The sequence below is a fragment of the Sphingobacterium sp. UBA7631 genome (genome assembly GCF_002483935.1).
In the GTDB taxonomy this organism is placed as follows: Bacteria; Bacteroidota; Bacteroidia; order Sphingobacteriales; family Sphingobacteriaceae; genus Sphingobacterium; species Sphingobacterium multivorum.
In genome coordinates this window covers 621023-638666 of the sequence record NZ_DLIX01000010.1, presented here as the reverse complement: position 1 = coordinate 638666, position 17644 = coordinate 621023, and the positions used below count along the sequence as shown (strand labels likewise).

Below are 17644 nucleotides of genomic sequence, written 5' to 3'. Positions count from 1 at the left end.
CAGATGGAAACAAAAATTTATACCGGAAGCCCTTATCCATTAGGAGCTACTTACGATGGGGAAGGGGTTAACTTTGCCCTTTTCTCCGAACATGCTGAGGCTGTTGAACTTTGCCTCTATACTAGTTCCGATGAGGAGGAAGTCGCAAAATTTAAAATAACCGAGAAGACGCACCAAGTGTGGCATATCTATCTCTCGGGAATTAAGCCAGGACAACGCTACGGCTATCGGGTATATGGTCCGCACGATCCATCGCAGGGACACCGTTTTAACCCCCATAAATTGTTGATTGATCCGTATGCAAAAGCAATATCAGGTACTGTACAATGGGATGATGCTTTATTCGCGTACACTATAGGGGAGGACGATATGAGCTTCGATACAACGGACAGCGCTCCTTTTGTTCCCAAAGCTGTTGTTATTGATAACAAATTTGATTGGGGGAACGACAGTCCGCCGCGGGTACCGATGCATCAGAGTGTGATTTACGAAACCCACGTAAAAGGTTTTACAGCGACACATCCTGACATTCCCGAAGAAATAAGAGGAACCTATGCTGCTTTGGCACATCCTGTTGCTATAAATTACCTGAAAGAACTGGGTATTACTGCCGTCGAATTGTTGCCGATCCATCATTTTTTGACTGACCGTCATTTAAAGGACAAAGGACTCACTAACTATTGGGGATACAATAGCATCGGTTTTTTTGCTCCCGATGTGCGCTATTCCGCTTCAGGTACACATGGTGAGCAGGTTATGGAATTTAAAAAAATGGTCAAGGCCTTACATGATGCCGGTATCGAAGTGATCCTCGATGTTGTCTACAACCATACCGGCGAAGGTAACGAAATGGGGCCAACACTGTCTTTTAGAGGGATTGATAATGCTTCTTATTATCGCTTGGCGGAAGATCCACGGTATTATATGGATTTTACCGGAACTGGCAATACCTTAAATACACGTCAACCCAATGTATTACGTCTGATTATGGACAGTCTGCGCTATTGGGTTGAGGAAATGCATGTTGACGGGTTCCGCTTTGATTTGGCATCAGCATTGGCACGGGAGTTACACGAGGTCGATAAATTAAGTTCATTCTTTGACGTTATTCATCAAGATCCGGTGATTTCACAGGTTAAACTCATTGCGGAACCTTGGGATATCGGAGAAGGCGGCTACCAAGTTGGCGAATTTCCTGCCGGCTGGGCCGAATGGAATGGAAAATACCGTGATTGTATCCGAGATTATTGGATCGGGGCAGATAGCATGATTGCTGAATTTGCCAATCGCCTTACAGGATCCTCCGATTTATATAGGGGAGATAATCGAACACCCTCCGCCAGCATTAATTTTATTACTGCACACGATGGATTTACACTTCATGACCTTGTATCGTATAACGATAAGCACAACGAAGCCAATGGCGAGGATAATCAAGATGGTGAAAGTCACAATCGCTCCTGGAACTGCGGGGTCGAAGGACCTACAGAGGATGCTACAGTTAATAGCCTAAGACAAAAACAAAAACGAAATATGCTGGTGACCTTGTTCCTGTCGCAAGGTGTGCCTATGCTCGTCGCTGGCGATGAACTGGGCAGAACACAGCAAGGCAACAATAATGCGTATTGCCAGGACAATGAGATCTCTTGGCTGGACTGGACCAGCGTGGATGGAACTTTATTGGATTTTACTAAAAAATTAATTCATTTTCGCCGTGAACATCCTGTATTCTGCCGTCGTAAATGGTTTCAAGGTATACCCATTCGTGGTACGGGTGTCGAGGATATCGTATGGTTTCTCCCAGACGCATCTGAGATGGATGATCATCATTGGCAGGAGGATTATGCCCGTTCCCTTGCTGTATTTCTCAATGGTCAGGGAATTCGATCAGTAGACACCGCTGGTAATAAAATAGTGGATGCCAATTTTTACCTTTTATTTAATGCCCATTGGGAAGATGTCGCCTATAAACTCCCTAGTGAAATCTATGGGGCTTCCTGGAATAAGATCATAGATACGAATAGCGATAGGATAGGTGATTTTGGGGAGTTTCCAGCTGGGGATACGGTTTTAGTTCCCTCGCGCTCGATTCTTTTATTTCAATCACAATAGAGCGACCACTGGATTATGAGCAAAACAGGAATTAGACAATTAGGAGTTCAATACAATGGTGCGCTATGGGAGATTCGCGTATGGGCGCCAAATGCAAAGAATGTCTATTGCATGCTTTATAATATGGGTGTCGAAATCCCGCTAGAGCAGCAAGCCTACGGTTATTGGTATGCCGAAAGTGATCTAATCCGTGCGGGCGATTTGTATAGAATACGGGTAGACGACAACGAATTCCCTGATCCGCTTTCTCGTTCACAACCGGAAGGTGTTCATGGACCGTCTCAAGCTGTAGACCTCGCTTTTTCATGGACCGATCAAGACTATCAGCCGCCGCAACAATCAGATTTTATCATCTATGAGCTTCATGTAGGTACATTCTCGTCGTCCCATGACTTTGATGGAGTTATCAAAAAGATTCCTTATCTGAAAAATTTGGGAATAACTGCTATCGAAATCATGCCGGTCGCTCAATTTCCCGGAGAGAGAAATTGGGGTTATGATGGCGTATTTCCATTCGCGGTACAGCATTCTTATGGTGGCGCTTCCGAATTGCAACGGCTAGTTAATGCCTGTCATGAGGCTGGTATAGCTGTAATTCTCGATGTGGTCTATAATCATGTGGGCCCCGAAGGAAACTATTTTGCGCAGTATGGTCCTTATTTCACTGAGAAATATCGAACGCCCTGGGGCGATGCACTCAATTATGACGACCGTTTCTGTCACGGACAGCGGGATTTGGTAGTCAACAATGTACGGATGTGGTTTGAAGACTTTCACATTGATGCGCTGCGCATGGATGCAGTACATGCGATCAAGGATTTCAGTCCAATTCACATCCTTCAGGAAATCCGTGCGGAAACGGATAATGTGATCGCTAAAACAGGGAAAAATCGATATCTCTTTGTTGAGTGCGATCTTAACGACAGAAGATTTTTAGACCCCTTGGCAAAAAATGGCTTTGCGATGGATGCGCAGTGGCTAGATGAGTTTCACCATGCCTTACGCGTAGCCGTAGGTGAGCCGAAGAAAGGTTATTATCGGGAGTTTAATGGCGTGGAAGATCTCGCAAAAGCCTACGAGAAGGCCTATGTTTTTGATGGGAACTATTCTTTTCATCGCGAGAAATTTTTTGGAACAGATACGGCGGGTATTCCAGGCGATCGCTTCATTGTTTTCAGTCAGAATCATGATCAGGTCGGCAATAGGATGCTGGGTGATCGTGCGGCCTCGCTTTACGCCAGAGAAATAACACGTCTTATGACTTTTGCTGTATTCATGTCACCCTATCTTCCGCTACTATTTATGGGCGAAGAATGGGGGACAGCGCGACCTTTTCCGTATTTTATCAGTCACAGTGATCCAGAGCTAGTAGAGCTGGTGCGGGAGGGCCGCAAGCGGGAGTTTGAAGATTTTCTCACAGATCACGAGGTTCCCGATCCACAGGATGAAACAATATTTAGGCAAGCTGTGTTGGATTGGGACGAATTGAACAGGCAACCATATCAGCAACAGTTGTCCTATTATAAATCGTTGATCGCATTTCGGAAAAGCAATCCGTTGTTAAAAAATATGCAACGAAGTGATATCAGGACTGAGTGCCTCTGTGATAAGAAGGTACTTAGTATCTATGTGGAACAAAAGGAGAGGCAAATGATTATCCTAATGAACTTTTCAGCTCATATTCAACATGTCAATCTACCAGCGGCTGTACAATGGACCTCGTCATTCGATACGAATGTGCAGGACGCCGACCTTTTGGCAGAGACTGACGCTGTTGCAGCGAAGGACTGTTCCTTATTACCATGGTCAGGGTATGCTTACACTTCGAAATAGATCGTTTTGGAAAGATTTAAGGGAGTTGATCTTCAGGAATGAAAGCTATTAAAAGATAAAAACAAATTATTCAAACAACTTCGTTAAAAGTATTGTTTCTTATTTAAATACGGCTTGTCCAGTCGTGAAGAAAGTTTTAAAAGCTAGGTCCTTTCCAACCTAGCTTTTTTATTTTTAAAAGGAACATTTGCTCATAGCTTTGAATACCAGTGGTTTGAACGATAAGCTATTCAGAATAAATTTTAAACAAACGTTTGATCTGTTATTCGTCGCAATTTTTTTTTATCTTAGCCTAAGATATGACATGTTTGAAGAGGGGTGCTAGATTTATGATGTATGGCAAATTATCTCTTTCGAGAATTTCCTATTATTAGCGAATTAAATGATTAAAAACTAGCAAACTATGCGTCAACTGGAGTGTCACGAAGAGAAAATCCACCTATGCGGTAAGATCCAGTCTTTCGGTTTCCTTTGTATTTTTGATGAGAGCGGATGTATTGCCGCAAGTGAAAACTTAACTATCGTCCTTGATATTCCCATGAAGGAAATCCTCGGACGCTCTATTGCTCAGCTATTACCATTGCTATCGTCCGAAAAGGAGTTGAATCTTAAAGAGATTGAAAAGCAAATTAGAGGAGAGATCTTTACGCGTTTTGTGGAGCGTATCCGCATTAAAAATGTAGACTATTACCTGAGTATTTACCAGTACGACGAGCGGACATACCTTGAAATAGAAATCTGTAATGAAAATCATTTAAAAGCGACGCGATTATTTTATTATGCGAAGTACCTTGAAGAACGTCGTGGCAATGCTTGGCAATCATTGACTGTACTGATTCGTCAGATCATTGGTTTTGACCGAGTTATGGTATACCGTTTCGAGGAGGACAATAGCGGACAGGTCATTGCAGAGTCCATCGCAGATGGAATGACCCCATTGATGGGCTACCGGTATCCGGAATTTGATATTCCGGCACAAGCACGAGAACTCTATGTGAAGTTTCTTGCGCGCCACGTAGCTGATGTTGATGGTCCGACTATTGGTATACAGGGTTTGGAGGCTGGTGAGGTAGACTTGACGCGCTGTAGCCTCAGAGCATTATCTCCAGTACATCTACAATATCTTAAAAACGCTGGAGCACGGGCCAGTGCCAGTTTTTCTATCGTTATCGAAGGAAAACTTTGGGGCTTGGTGGCATGCCAGAATAGCGAGCCTTTGAATGTTGATCTCGCCCAACGTCATTTATGCGCTTTTTTAACGCAATACGCTATAAACTACTATCTTTCAGAACATCAAAAAGAAAACCTGGTAGCGCAAACCATTATGGGTGTTATGGAACGTGATCTGAAGTCTGAGTTATTAGTTAATAGCGATATTGGAATTGTGCTTGAACGCTTTGCACCACAAATTCTAGAAATTGCGGGCGCAGATGGACTAATGATCAAGCACGACCGGGGTTCTAAAAGTTGGGGCGATGTACCCACTGAATTGCAGTTGCGTGAGATCGATCGCTTTATAGAAGAGGAGGGTCAAGATGACTTGTTTTTCACATCAAACTTTGTCTATGGCGACAGTGAACCCCCGCAACCGGTTATATTGCCTGGCATTTTGCGGATAAATATCCTTCCCAGCAATAAATGGCACATCTATTTATTCCGCAAAGAACATGTTTACGAAGATGTATGGGCTGGAAAACCCGAAAAAATATATCATTACGATCCCGAAAGGAAAGTCGAATTTCCATCTCCACGGACATCTTTTGAAGCTTGGCGTGAAAAGATGAAAGGCAAATCTATCCAGTGGAAAAGTGCCGAGCTTTCTTTTATGGAGAAAGTCGCACAAATAACCCAACAAGCTATTGCCCAGCGCGGCGGAGAGATTGCTCAGCTCAATAAAGAACTTGTCAGATCCAACAATGCTTTGGATACATTTGGCTATACATTAACCCATGATCTTAAAAATCCACTTTCATCGATAAAGCTTGCTGCCCAGATGATGTTGATGAAAGATGATCTTCCGAAGGATATGTTACGCAAAATGGCACTAAATATTATGGATGCTACTGCGCTGATCACTGAAATGATGGACAAGGTGTATCAGCTCACGCAATCGAATTATGTAGCCTTCAAAACGGAACTGATCGATCCACGGAATAAAATTCTTAACATTCTCGAAAGCTGTAAGCAGCAGTTTGAAAGCGCCCATCTTGAATTTGTTTTGGGAGAAACTTTGCCGATTCTAGGGGAGAGAACACTGTTATACCAGTTGTTCTTAAATCTGATCAGCAATGCCATAAAATATAGCAGCAAAAAAGATCGCCCGAGAGTCGAGGTATATAGTGAAAAGCAGGGACAATTCGTTCACTACTACATTAAAGACAATGGTATCGGAATGGATATTAAAGATGATAGTAATATATTTGATATTTTTAAACGCTTGCCTAACTCGCAGGGATTCGAAGGGTCGGGGATTGGGCTTTCTATAGTAAAACGCATCGTAGATCGTCTAGAGGCAAAAGTCACCGTCGATAGTGAGCTTAATATTGGTACAACTTTTTGTATAACATTTAAAGCCTAATGGACGAAGAAAAAAATCAATAAACCAAAAAAGGAGCCCGAAAGCTCCTTTTTTTTGTTTGAACGTAGCAGCAACCTTTAAGAGCGGTAGAGTTACTATCTGCCCAACCTACTCTTATTCAAAGTTTCATCCAATCTATACTTTGCCTTATTGACAGGCCATCCGATCTTCTGGGATACGAAAATTTAAGAACACTTTTAGAATTAAAACAAACGATTAGTCGATTGGAAAAGTTCCTATATGAAATGGTGAATATTGCCCGTCCAGATGGATATGCAAAAGTTACAGCTGAATTTTCTCCAAAGTTTATACAACAAACGATGTTTAAACCCAAAAATCGATTATAATGAAAAAAAAAGAATTGAAGACTGAACAAGTTGATCCAGTGGAAAATAAAAAGGTCAACGCCCTAAGACCACATACGGCGGACGCCACAGGACAGCAAATGACCACTGATCAGGGAGTCAAGATCAATGACGACCAAAACTCACTGCGCGCTGGAGATCGGGGCGCTACGCTTTTGGAAGATTTTATTCTTCGAGAGAAGATCACACATTTTGACCACGAGCGCATTCCCGAACGTGTTGTACACGCAAGAGGTTCGGGCGCGCATGGCGTATTCAAACTATACAAGCCTTTAGCTGAATGGACAAAAGCGGGTTTTCTTAATGATATCGAAACTGAAACCCCAGTGTTTGTGCGTTTCTCTACGGTTGCTGGTTCGAGGGGGTCGACGGATCTTGCTCGCGACGTTCGTGGTTTTGCCGTCAAATTTTATACACAAGAAGGTAATTTCGATCTGGTGGGTAATAATATGCCTGTATTCTTTATTCAGGATGCAATGAAGTTCCCCGATCTTGTTCACGCTGTCAAGCCTGAACCCGACAATGAAATTCCACAAGCGGCTTCTGCCCATGATACATTTTGGGACTTCATTTCTTTAATGCCTGAGTCGACACACATGATCATGTGGCTGATGAGTGATCGAGCAATACCGCGCAGCTACCGCATGATGGAGGGATTTGGTGTTCATACTTTTCGGTTGATCAATGCCAATGGCGAATCGCACTTTGTTAAGTTTCATTGGAAACCACTGCTCGGAGTTCATTCAGTCGCATGGGATGAAGCTCAAAATATATCCGGTAAAGACCCCGATTTTCATCGAAGGGATCTCTGGGACGCCATTGAAAGCGGTGCCTTTCCGGAATGGGAACTCGGCATACAGGTCATTCCCGAATCTGATGAATTTAAGTATGACTTCGACCTGCTAGATTCAACGAAGATTGTTCCTGAGGAGCTGGTGCCTGTTCAGCCTATCGGAAAAATGACTCTAAATCGCAATCCCGATAATTTCTTTGCCGAAACGGAACAGGTTGCCTTTCATATTGGCAATATTGTACCTGGAATTGATTTTACAAATGATCCGTTGTTGCAAGGACGATTGTTCTCTTACACAGATACCCAACTTATTCGTTTAGGTGGACCTAATTTTCATGAAATTCCGATTAATAGGCCCATCTGTCCTTCGCACAACAACCAGCGTGATGGATTTATGCGGCAAAGGATTGATCGGGGTAAAACGAGTTACGGACCAAATTCATTGGGGAATAATGATCCTGCGCAGGTAGGCGAGGCAGATGGTGGTTTTAAAAGTTATCAAGAGCGTATTGATGCCAGAAAAGTGCGGGCTAGGAGCGATAGTTTCCGCGACCATTTTAGTCAAGCAAGGCTGTTTTATAATAGTCAGTCTGAGCCGGAAAAAAATCATCTTGTAGATGCGTTCAGTTTTGAGCTGGGTAAAGTGAAGGCCGTTTCGGTAAGGCAACGCATGATTGGTATACTGTCGCTGGTCGATCAGGGGCTGGCAGCTGAAGTTGCGTTTGCCTTGGGGCTGCAGGTGCAAGAAGAAGTTGAAAAGCCGATTAATAAGAGCCTCCCAGCCGATGCTGATCCTTCCGATTATGAACCTATTCAAGTTAAGGAAAAATTAAAAAAATCGGCGGCCTTAAGTATGCAAAATACGATAAAAGATACGATAAAGAGTCGAAAGATTGCCGTGCTTGCTGCTGATGGAGTAGACACGAAATCATTTCAGGCCGTGGTAGATACGATCCGGGCTCAAGGTGGAATTGTCCACGTTATTGCACCTAAGCTCGGGGAGGTTACGGGCACGGACAAAAAGAAGATCCCTGTGGAAGAAAGCTTTCTAACGGGAGCATCGGTGCTGTATGATGCCATATATATACCTGGAGGAAAGGATAGCGTTGCTACGTTACAGTCCAATGCCGATGCTGTTCATTTTCTAAATGAAGCGTTCAAACACTGTAAAGCAATTGCAGCAGATGTCGAGGCAAGTCCAGTTTTGGAAGCGACCTATTTTTTTAGCAAGGTATACCAAGAGTTTTCAGCGGAGACTGTACTTGATGACGGAATCATAGTTGATCAGGATCCGAAGTCCTTAGTGGATAAATTCATTAAAGCAATTGCCCAACACCGGTTTTGGGAGCGGGAAAAATCGCGCAAAGTGCCTGCGTAGTATCTAAATAATATCCAATGTAGAAATATGCCCCAAAAAGTTTTATACTATTTGGGGCATATTTATGGACCATCCTATTTAAATAAATACTAATGCTGTAGCAGTGTGAGGGCGGTATCATTTCCCTGCTGCGCTGCAAGATCTAACACCGACAAGCCACGGGTATCGAGTAGCCTAGTATTTGCACCATTGTCAAGTAAAAGCTTGAGTACTTCATTTCTACCAAACATGGCTGCAAACATCAGCGCGGTGCCACCGTTCCCATGTTGCAGGTTTAAATTTGCGCCATAACCGATTAATAATTTGGCAATATCATGATAACCTTTAAAAGCAACACCCATCAGGGCTGTGTTTCCACCGTTATCCTGTGCATTTACATCGGCACCAGCTTCCAATAGTAATTGGGCTGCAGCCTGCTTATTGTTATAACAGGCAATGATCAATGGGGTATAGCCTTTGTCGTCTCGTGTATTTACATCGGTATTCTGATTGATCAATTCACGTAAGACTTCGAGATTGCCCAGTCGGGCAGCATGAATCATGATTTCTGAGTTTTGTGTCATAGTGGTTCAGTTTATATCGTAAAAAGCGTTAAATGGGATCGGCAAAAATGCTTCCTGGCGTTCCTTTTTAATTTGAACAAAACTGGGAACCGAAACGTTTGCGCTCATTCGATGTTTTGAAAAGCTTAATTAAAATGTGAAGGTATTATTCTTACGTCAGCTACTGATGAAGAACATAAACTTAGCGACAATATCACACTATTCTTTTTGCTATGGATTGAATAGCGAGTCTGTAAATCTTTAAAATAAACAAAGCCGAACGTAAACTACGTTCGGCTTTGTTTCATCTTTTGAGTTCAGTTTAAGCAGCACCACGAATGACACGTAATAAAACGACAATAATGGCAATGACCAATAACACGTGGATGATATTTCCCGTAGCGTAACCTCCAAAAAAACTTATCGCCCAAATGATGACCAATATAACGGCGATGATGTACAATAGATTTCCCATAATATGATTTTTTTATTTAGAACAGCTTTCGAAGAGTGATAGTTTGCTTTTATATCGTATTTCGATCAATAGGATGTTCAGTTTTCTCAACAACTGTATACAATGTTCATCTGAGTATAAATTGCTAAAACGCAGAATAAACGTATTTCTAACATTTCAGCAGTAAATAAATACCTTATTATCTTTTTTTATTAGTTGCTTATTTTTTGATCATTATTTAAAATAAATGTCAAAAAGCTATTAAACTTTGCTTAATTAGCTTTATAAAATAGGAAAACGTATTTCTACCCTCAACGCTGCTATTTATTTTTTTGCGCAAATGGAACTTCAAATCTAGCATCCTTCTTGTTACCTCTGTTCATGTAAAACCATTTTAAACAATCAGTTGAAAAAAGAAAGAGGATAAGTTATGAACAACTACAATTTAAATGTACTCATCAACGAAAAAAGAAGTTTGCTTAATCATTTTGCTGCTAAATTTACAGCTGATCCGGATGAAAAGGAAGATTTGATCCAAGAAACCTGGATAAGGGCATTGAAGTCCATAGACAACTTTGTGCAGCATCCGAAGTTAATGAGCTGGCTATATGTGATTATGAAGCATACGTATATTAATAAGTATAGAAAAGCCAAGCGGGTGACGGAAATTCAGGATAATTATATTGCCTTAGAAAGTACCAATACGTCTGAACTTAACAAAGGGATCAATAAATTTATGGCCGAAGACATCGAAAAAGCGATGACCAGTCTTACGCCCGAAAATTATGAAATTTTCCGTTTATTTTTAGATGGTTATAAATACCATGAAATCGCTTCCTATTTTAATATGCCAGAAGGCACTATAAAGACCAGAATTCACATGGTACGTAAAAAGCTGCAAAAACAGCTCAAAGTTTACCGCTTAAATTAACTGTTTCGACAACTATAAATAAAAGCTAGGCTTCAATTGTCTAGCTTTTATTCCTCGAAAGAGGACATTTTCCTTTGCAATAAACGTTGTGGTAAAGTCAATCAGAATATCAAAATCAACTTCTTCAATAGCAGTTTTATCGTATCTACAGGAGTGTTGGAGATCGACACAACCTGTCACTCCGCGATAAAAATATTTTTCATGTAGATGCTTTTTTACCTAGCATAATTGTCAAGGGGATGTATTGTTTTTTGAAAATAAGTTCTCGGAAACTGTTTCACTTCAATTTTATTCAAACAAGAAGCTTCCTGCAATTGTTGTTACATATAACTGTATTTATTTCTTAACGTATTTCTTTATGATAATGTTCGAAAAACAACTTTTGCAAACCCTTATTCGGGTTCAGGATAAATTATGTGTCACCATTTCTGTCAATACCCATCGCACACATCCTGATAATCTCAGTGACCGCATAAAAATCAAAAATTTTAAAAGAGAAGCGATTGATAGGTTGTTGGATAAACATGATCAGAAAGATGTTGTTGGTCTGATTGAAAAATTGGAAAAAATAGATCAAGAGCTCGATATCAATTATAATCTTGAAAGTCTACATATTTTCGTTTCTGATACCATCAGTGAAGTTTTCAAGTCCTCTTGGGAGACAAACCAAGAAGGAGTCCATATCAGCAATACATTTGCAGTACGTCCTTTGGTTAAGGAGATTGGCCGTCAAACCAGTTATCTTGTGATGCTCCTTTCGCAAAGCGGTGTCCACCTTTTTCGAGCCACCAATGGTCGTATTGTTGAGGATATCAGTAGCGAAGAGTTCCCGATTCCCGAAAATCAATTCCATAATACTTTTCCGGATAAGAGCAGTGATGCCAAACATCTTGATGATCTTCTCAGGGAATATCTTAATCGGGTTGATAAAGCGCTTTTACGATTTATTGGTGAAGAGAGGATTGTCACGCTCGTTTTCTGTACAGAAGATAACTATAGCAAGCTCTTACAGGTTGCAGATCGCCCCTCGGTCTATTACGGATACCTGCCTATTGATTATAACAACATTGAAACACATCAGTTGGAGAGCCGTGCTTGGAATTTTATGAAACAGGAGCTTGTACGAAAAAATGAGGACTACTTTAAAGAATTGGAAGCAGCTGTGGGCAAGGGCTTAGTGATCACTGATCTTCAAGAAATCTATCGCGCCTGCCAGGATGGCCGCGGGGATATCTTAGTGGTTCAAGAAAGCTTCCATCAGGCCGTAAAGATTCTTTCGGATCGGGATATAGCTATAGTAGACAGCCCTATAGGATTGGACACGATCGACGACATCAGTAGTTTATTGGCCTTGTTGATCGACGAAAGGGGAGGACAGACCGTATATGTTCCTCAGATACCGAATGAGGAATTACAACCTATTGCCCTGAAGACTCGGTACTAGTCCAATTAAGTTAATTATGCTTAGTGAATAACCATTTTTGGAGCTCGTCCGTTAGTAGAAACGGAATGACAATATTATTATGCTGTAAATTTTTAAAAGTTGTGAAATTGAGTTTACGATTTCCGTGCAGCTTTTTGTACAAAACTTCGCTTCCAATATAAGGGTTCTCTATATCTTTTTCACCATGGATAAGCCAAATGTTTTTATGAACAAGTGCGTTGATATTAGATAGATCTGGTACAGCGGCGATAGAAATCATTGCTGCGAATTTTTCTGGGGCCAGGCTCATGAGGTTTTGTGCTGTTGACGCTCCCATAGAATAACCGACGAGATAAATTCGATTTTTATCGATATTTTTAAACTCGTCTTCAATATTTTCTATCAATTCTAAAATTTGCCGTGCATCTCTTGAAGGTCTTGCCTCAAGTATACCATTCTTATTCAATTCGTAGATTGATGAACGCTTTTCAAACTGTGGGGCAACAACGAAACAGTTGAACCTTGTATAAATATCTTCTCTAATCCAGGTTCTTGCCAAATGCTCTAATTGGTTTTCATTGTCACTACCCATTCTAGATGAATTATGAAATGTAATGACAACGGGATATTTTCTTTTTGAATTGAAATTTTTTGGTAAGAGATGCCGGTAAGGTATTGTAACGAACTCATTGGTGAATATCCTTTTCTCATATTGATCCGTGCTTAACTGGCTTAATATTGTTCTAGTTTCAACAAATGTTGCACTATCTATTCGTCTATTATCGTATTTGTGTCTTTGTGCAAAGCAAAAATTACATGTAATTAAATTTAATAGAATACCAAATTGTAGAAAAAAACTTGATCGTTTTTGTAGCATAAGACCTTATTGGTTAGTGATTCGTGTATACTTATATATTAATTCCAATATAATTTAGATTGCGTAATCCAATGGTATTGATTACGGCATTAATATCGTGTTCTGTGCGTTGCAGCTTTTTGTCCACAATAGCCGCAAAAATTGGTCTCTATCGCACAATTGCAATTAAGACATTTATTATTCATTGCTTGGTTAATTGTTTTTTTTGCAAATATAATTTTATTATCGAGATATATCGCCTTACTTCGCTCTTTAATTTCATCGTACTGAATCGCTATTTCAACGAAAATTAGACACAAGCAATTATCTCCGCTCGGAAGCTATTAAACTAGTTTTTTATATTTGAAGCGTAAATCAGTAATGACACTTACACTAAATGGTAGCGACGACGGGTTGAATCGCTCAAAAAGAATGTGAATTTAGAATAGCTTTTATGGAAAATGAATTTTAGATGCATCATTTAGATAAGTTATTGAATGTACATTCTTTATGCTGAAAAAAAATATACCTATTTTATAAAGTAATCGATCCATTTGATTATGTTGAAGCCTCTTGATTTACCAAAAATCAGAGGCTTTGTTTTTCGCCTCGCGTCAAAAACAATCTTGAAAATAACAAGGCCATTTCTGTAGAACTGGCCTTGTTATTTATATTTTTCAATCTAAATGGGTTTTAATCATTTCCATGATCCTCTGACGCATAGGAAAATTTAACTGATTTTTGCGGATAAGCTTCCATACTCTTGCGGCTTGTATTTTTGATAATGGTTTTGATACTAACGCGATCGCCCAATTTATAGTAAGTTTCTACGGTCTGATAATCCAGTAGGTAGGGACCACAAAAGTAATTCCCGTTGTCATCTTTTTCGATGATTCCCTGATAAAGCCCTGTTCTTGTCTCTTTTGGCATGTTAATTTAATTTGAAGAACAAAGGTAGCAAGAGTATTTGGAGAAAATGATATTAAAGATAAAATTAGGGACATTTTATTAAAATTCTGGAAACACCTCCCAAGGGCCATTCTAAATAGCGGATAGAAGACTGAGTGGATTTGATTGTTGGAACTACCAGAATCCGGGATCGAATAATTGCATAAAATCCAGCACCATTTAAAGAAAACAATGGAGCAAGAAGAGGTCAATAGCTCAGGTCTCGCTCCATTGCTTTTTTATTGGATAATAAACGGTCTTTTATTTGCTTTTTACACCTTTTTGAGCCCACACAGAGTTGTTGCACATCGCAGGAAGATGATGGCAAAAGCAGAATGTCAAACCATAGGACAAGTGCTTAAGTATGCCCGTGAGCATAATCTAATTTAAAAAACTAGCGATAGGGATGTTATTCCTTAATAGTGCTCACCAAGATAATGGCGGTTTTAGTTGAAGACTTTAGCTGACTTTGAAAATTGGCGTACATAATCAAATTAGGTTTAAACAAGTCTGAAACTAACCTCGCGGCGAAATAATCGTTATTAATTAATTGTTTAAATATTCTGGTGATCCGTTGTGCAAAGATAGAAATCCTTGGGTATTTACTAAATAGTTGATCTATTTCTTCCCGAAACTGGAATGAAAACTGCACAAAGGATCCTTAGCGATTGCTATGGATAAAAGCGCACCAATATTGTGCGCTTATTGGAAAAGATGATACGAGGAACGTAGGATCTTGTAATTAAAACCGGTAGCCTATGGATAATGCGGTGCGAATACCCGCAAACGGTCCGCTAGTGCTTAGTGTTACGCCATCCGCATTTACTTCTTTTTTGATTTTCATGAGATTACTATCAAATTCATCCAGTTGTCTCCTTACTTCGCGTTGTTCGTCTGCATTTAATGGAGTTTTCCCTTCGAACTTTCCATTGTTGAAGCCATAACCGGGACCGACAATGCGCCAGTCTAAATAGATGTTTTGTCCAAGTTTCCATTGGTTACCGACAGCTACCCCACCGGTAAAAGCATCTAAGCTGCCCGATAGAGGTACTTCACGGTGATAATTTGATTCATCGACGGTTATCTTTGTGTGTACACTATAATTGGCGTATTTGACAAAGGGCGCGATATAGAATCCTTTTGACACTTCTTTATTCCCGAGGTAGAAACGTACTTCGGGGATAATGGAAAAAGCGCCTAATTTAGCTTCGCCCAAAATATTATTATCATCATCAAAAACAGATTCCCATAGGGATTTAAAGGGTAAGTTGGTTTTTGGACGATAACTTATCGTTCCATTGATCGATAGGTGCTCATTGAGCGATCTTTCATACTCCAATGCAATATTCCCGACAGATAGGGGCCAAAGATTTAGTTTGATAAGATTTGATTTTTCTTGTGCTTTTAATCCAGAGATAGTACATATCCCAAGAGTAAGCATCGTAAGGTAGCGCAATTTCATAGTAGTTTTTCCAAAATATAGGTAGCAAAGATATTGGAATATATTTTAGTTCGGAAAGAACAGGTGCGTTCTTCAATTTGTTTTTTAAGCATTATATCTCCTAATGATTTAGAATTGATTTTTTAAAGAACGAAAGCCAGCTGGATTTTGTTCTTTAAATTCTTATTTTTAGAAGTCGTTCAAATTTTTATGCTTTCGAAGGCATATCTTCAGATGCTATGGAAAGTTAAGTTTTCAAGATAAAGGGAAACAGGCAATGGCACAAAATTTAGAACTAGAATATGTGTTTTGAACAATACACTGAGGGAGGACAGCTCCCTCAGTATGATGAACAAATTAAAGTTTGTTGCCTTCTAAAGTGCTTATACTTTTAGCAGGTATTGTTAAGGAATAGACACCTGAGCTGTTTGGTGTTACAGCTCCGACGTTACCCCAATGGCCAGAACTGCTTGCCGTGGTTTGGTAATTGTTCAGCGCGCCGCTTGCAAAACCTGTGAGGTTGATATCCAATGGAACAGCTGCAGTACCCGTGTTGGTGACAACTAAGGCAAACTTACCTGATTGAGGATCTTTGTAAGCCGAAATCAATAAGCCATTTCCATTTTGAACCGCTACATTGATACGCATATAACCTGCTTTGATAAACCTGGAATAATGTCCCATCACATCATACGTTTTTGGAAACTCCAAAGAACCATTACTCTTTGTGCAAATAAGCGCCTCATTATTTTGAAATGCCAGCATCCCTAGCCAAAACACATAGGCATTGGCGTTACAATCCGCCAGTAGTTTGTGCATATTAACGGCCAGTTTCAAGCCGCCTTCAATGCCACTGTCATAATTGCCGCCATCATCGGACGCTTCTGTTACCCACATTGGTTTACCACCAATACTAAAATTCCACATGGACGGACTCTGGTTAAACCCACGTTGACCAGTGATGATGCCACTTATTTCAACGTAGCCGTGCCCCGCAAGGATGTCGACATTGCTTCTGTCCATGCCTGAGAGGAAATTATCGGCAGTTCCCCAGGCCGCATTTTCGGAAGATATAATCTTGGTGGATTGTAGACCAGCGCTGTTTAATTCTGGACGGAGATTGTTGGTAATAAATTGTCCCAAATGCGAAGCGTCCCAATAAGAAGCATCCCAGTCTGAAAAGACATTTTCAGGCTCATTTGAAGGGGAGATGGCATTGATTGTAATTCCTTCATTTTGAAATGATTTTACAAATCCAGTCAGGTAGCGCGCGAAAGCTGTTGAAGAAGTATTAAAATTAAGTCCATTAAACCATTTCGCGGAAATACTGCTCGTATTGGTCTTCATGTATAAGGGCGGAGTCCAGGTACTTGCCATAACGAAGGGAACTTGGAATCTTTCTTTTGCTTTCTTGATGATCCAGACCTGTCCAAGCTGTTCTTTTTCATCTGCTGTCAAATTCTGATAAGTCGCACTATTGGGGTCTACGTCAATCGAAACTCCTGCCGGTTTAATGGTAACGACCTTGGTCTGTTGATTAAAAGGATAGGTATGAAGTACTTTTCCACGAAGGATATTCAGTTTCAATCCACTGCCTCCCCATAAATAATCCAGAATACTATCTCTTTTTGCGGATTCAAAGAATGGAACAATCCGGCCTCCGAATGCACCAAATCCATCAATCTTTTGATAGGTTTGATCCCAATTTAATGTTGCAATTGTAGCTCCTGCCTGTGCGGATACAGCAGCTTTTTTGTTCAGTTGTGCTTCTGGACTCTCAGGAGTTAATGAAGCTTTTTGGCAACTAAAAATAGAAAATGTGGAAACTACGGCCAAAACAGCATAAAGTCTGTTCCAGCGACTGGTTAATTTTAACATAACTTAGTTTTTAAGATTTGTGAATGAATCATTAATTTAATTGTGCTTGGTTTTTCAAGCGGTTCTCATTGTCGTTGTTTTGTTTGCCTCCTTTCTTTAGTTAAAAAAATAA

13 protein-coding genes are annotated in these 17644 nt (G+C 40.3%); 7 read left to right on the top strand and 6 right to left on the bottom strand.

Going from position 1 to position 17644, the window contains the following annotated elements:
- Window positions 1–3: 3 nt before the first annotated feature.
- The 4 genes from glgX (at window position 4) to B3P16_RS19200 (ending at window position 9059) form a co-directional block, all read left to right on the top strand.
- Window positions 4–2112 (top strand): glycogen debranching protein GlgX, encoded by a 2109-nt coding sequence (gene glgX / locus B3P16_RS19215; RefSeq protein ID WP_286843937.1) that lies wholly within the window; start codon window positions 4–6, stop codon window positions 2110–2112.
- A 15-nt stretch (window positions 2113–2127) separates the two neighbouring features.
- Window positions 2128–3945: a malto-oligosyltrehalose trehalohydrolase gene (gene treZ, locus B3P16_RS19210; RefSeq protein ID WP_286843936.1), complete on the top strand. Its 1818-nt coding sequence runs from the start codon at window positions 2128–2130 to the stop codon at window positions 3943–3945.
- A gap of 403 nt (window positions 3946–4348) precedes the next feature.
- Entirely contained in the window at window positions 4349–6523 is a 2175-nt protein-coding gene (locus B3P16_RS19205) for an ATP-binding protein (RefSeq protein WP_286843934.1), read from the top strand.
- Between the two features lie 346 nt (window positions 6524–6869).
- A complete protein-coding gene (locus tag B3P16_RS19200) occupies window positions 6870–9059 on the top strand; it encodes a catalase (protein ID WP_286751804.1) in 2190 nt (729 codons plus the stop codon).
- 89 nt (window positions 9060–9148) lie between these two features.
- Here B3P16_RS19200 and B3P16_RS19195 read toward each other — a convergent pair whose 3' ends face one another.
- Both B3P16_RS19195 and B3P16_RS19190 read right to left on the bottom strand, forming a co-directional pair.
- Window positions 9149–9622, bottom strand: coding sequence for an ankyrin repeat domain-containing protein (locus B3P16_RS19195; protein WP_286751805.1), 474 nt, complete (start codon window positions 9620–9622; stop codon window positions 9149–9151).
- A gap of 301 nt (window positions 9623–9923) precedes the next feature.
- Entirely contained in the window at window positions 9924–10076 is a 153-nt protein-coding gene (locus tag B3P16_RS19190; RefSeq protein WP_115048587.1) for a lmo0937 family membrane protein, read from the bottom strand.
- A gap of 409 nt (window positions 10077–10485) precedes the next feature.
- On the opposite strand from B3P16_RS19190, the gene B3P16_RS19185 reads away from it, so the two are divergent.
- Both B3P16_RS19185 and B3P16_RS19180 read left to right on the top strand, forming a co-directional pair.
- Window positions 10486–10986, top strand: a complete 501-nt coding sequence (locus B3P16_RS19185; protein WP_046676293.1) for an RNA polymerase sigma factor — start codon at window positions 10486–10488, stop codon at window positions 10984–10986.
- A gap of 358 nt (window positions 10987–11344) precedes the next feature.
- On the top strand, window positions 11345–12430 hold the full coding sequence (locus B3P16_RS19180; protein WP_286751806.1) for a hypothetical protein: 1086 nt from the start codon (window positions 11345–11347) through the stop codon (window positions 12428–12430).
- Between the two features lie 10 nt (window positions 12431–12440).
- Here B3P16_RS19180 and B3P16_RS19175 read toward each other — a convergent pair whose 3' ends face one another.
- Window positions 12441–13286 carry a phospholipase gene (locus B3P16_RS19175; protein ID WP_286843933.1) on the bottom strand — a complete coding sequence of 282 codons (846 nt, stop codon included), beginning with the start codon at window positions 13284–13286 and terminating at the stop codon, window positions 12441–12443.
- 672 nt (window positions 13287–13958) lie between these two features.
- Window positions 13959–14195: a hypothetical protein gene (locus tag B3P16_RS19170; RefSeq protein ID WP_070564469.1), complete on the bottom strand. Its 237-nt coding sequence runs from the start codon at window positions 14193–14195 to the stop codon at window positions 13959–13961.
- Window positions 14196–14405: 210 nt separating this feature from the next.
- Between B3P16_RS19170 and B3P16_RS19165 the strand changes: the two genes are divergently transcribed.
- A complete protein-coding gene (locus B3P16_RS19165) occupies window positions 14406–14603 on the top strand; it encodes a hypothetical protein (RefSeq protein ID WP_286802592.1) in 198 nt (65 codons plus the stop codon).
- 352 nt (window positions 14604–14955) lie between these two features.
- Here B3P16_RS19165 and B3P16_RS19160 read toward each other — a convergent pair whose 3' ends face one another.
- Both B3P16_RS19160 and B3P16_RS19155 read right to left on the bottom strand, forming a co-directional pair.
- On the bottom strand, window positions 14956–15675 hold the full coding sequence (locus tag B3P16_RS19160; RefSeq protein ID WP_286802596.1) for a DUF3575 domain-containing protein: 720 nt from the start codon (window positions 15673–15675) through the stop codon (window positions 14956–14958).
- A 336-nt stretch (window positions 15676–16011) separates the two neighbouring features.
- The gene (locus tag B3P16_RS19155; protein WP_286843932.1) at window positions 16012–17532 is read right to left on the bottom strand and encodes a glycoside hydrolase; all 1521 of its coding nucleotides are present in this window, start codon (window positions 17530–17532) and stop codon (window positions 16012–16014) included.
- Window positions 17533–17644 lie beyond the last annotated feature (112 nt).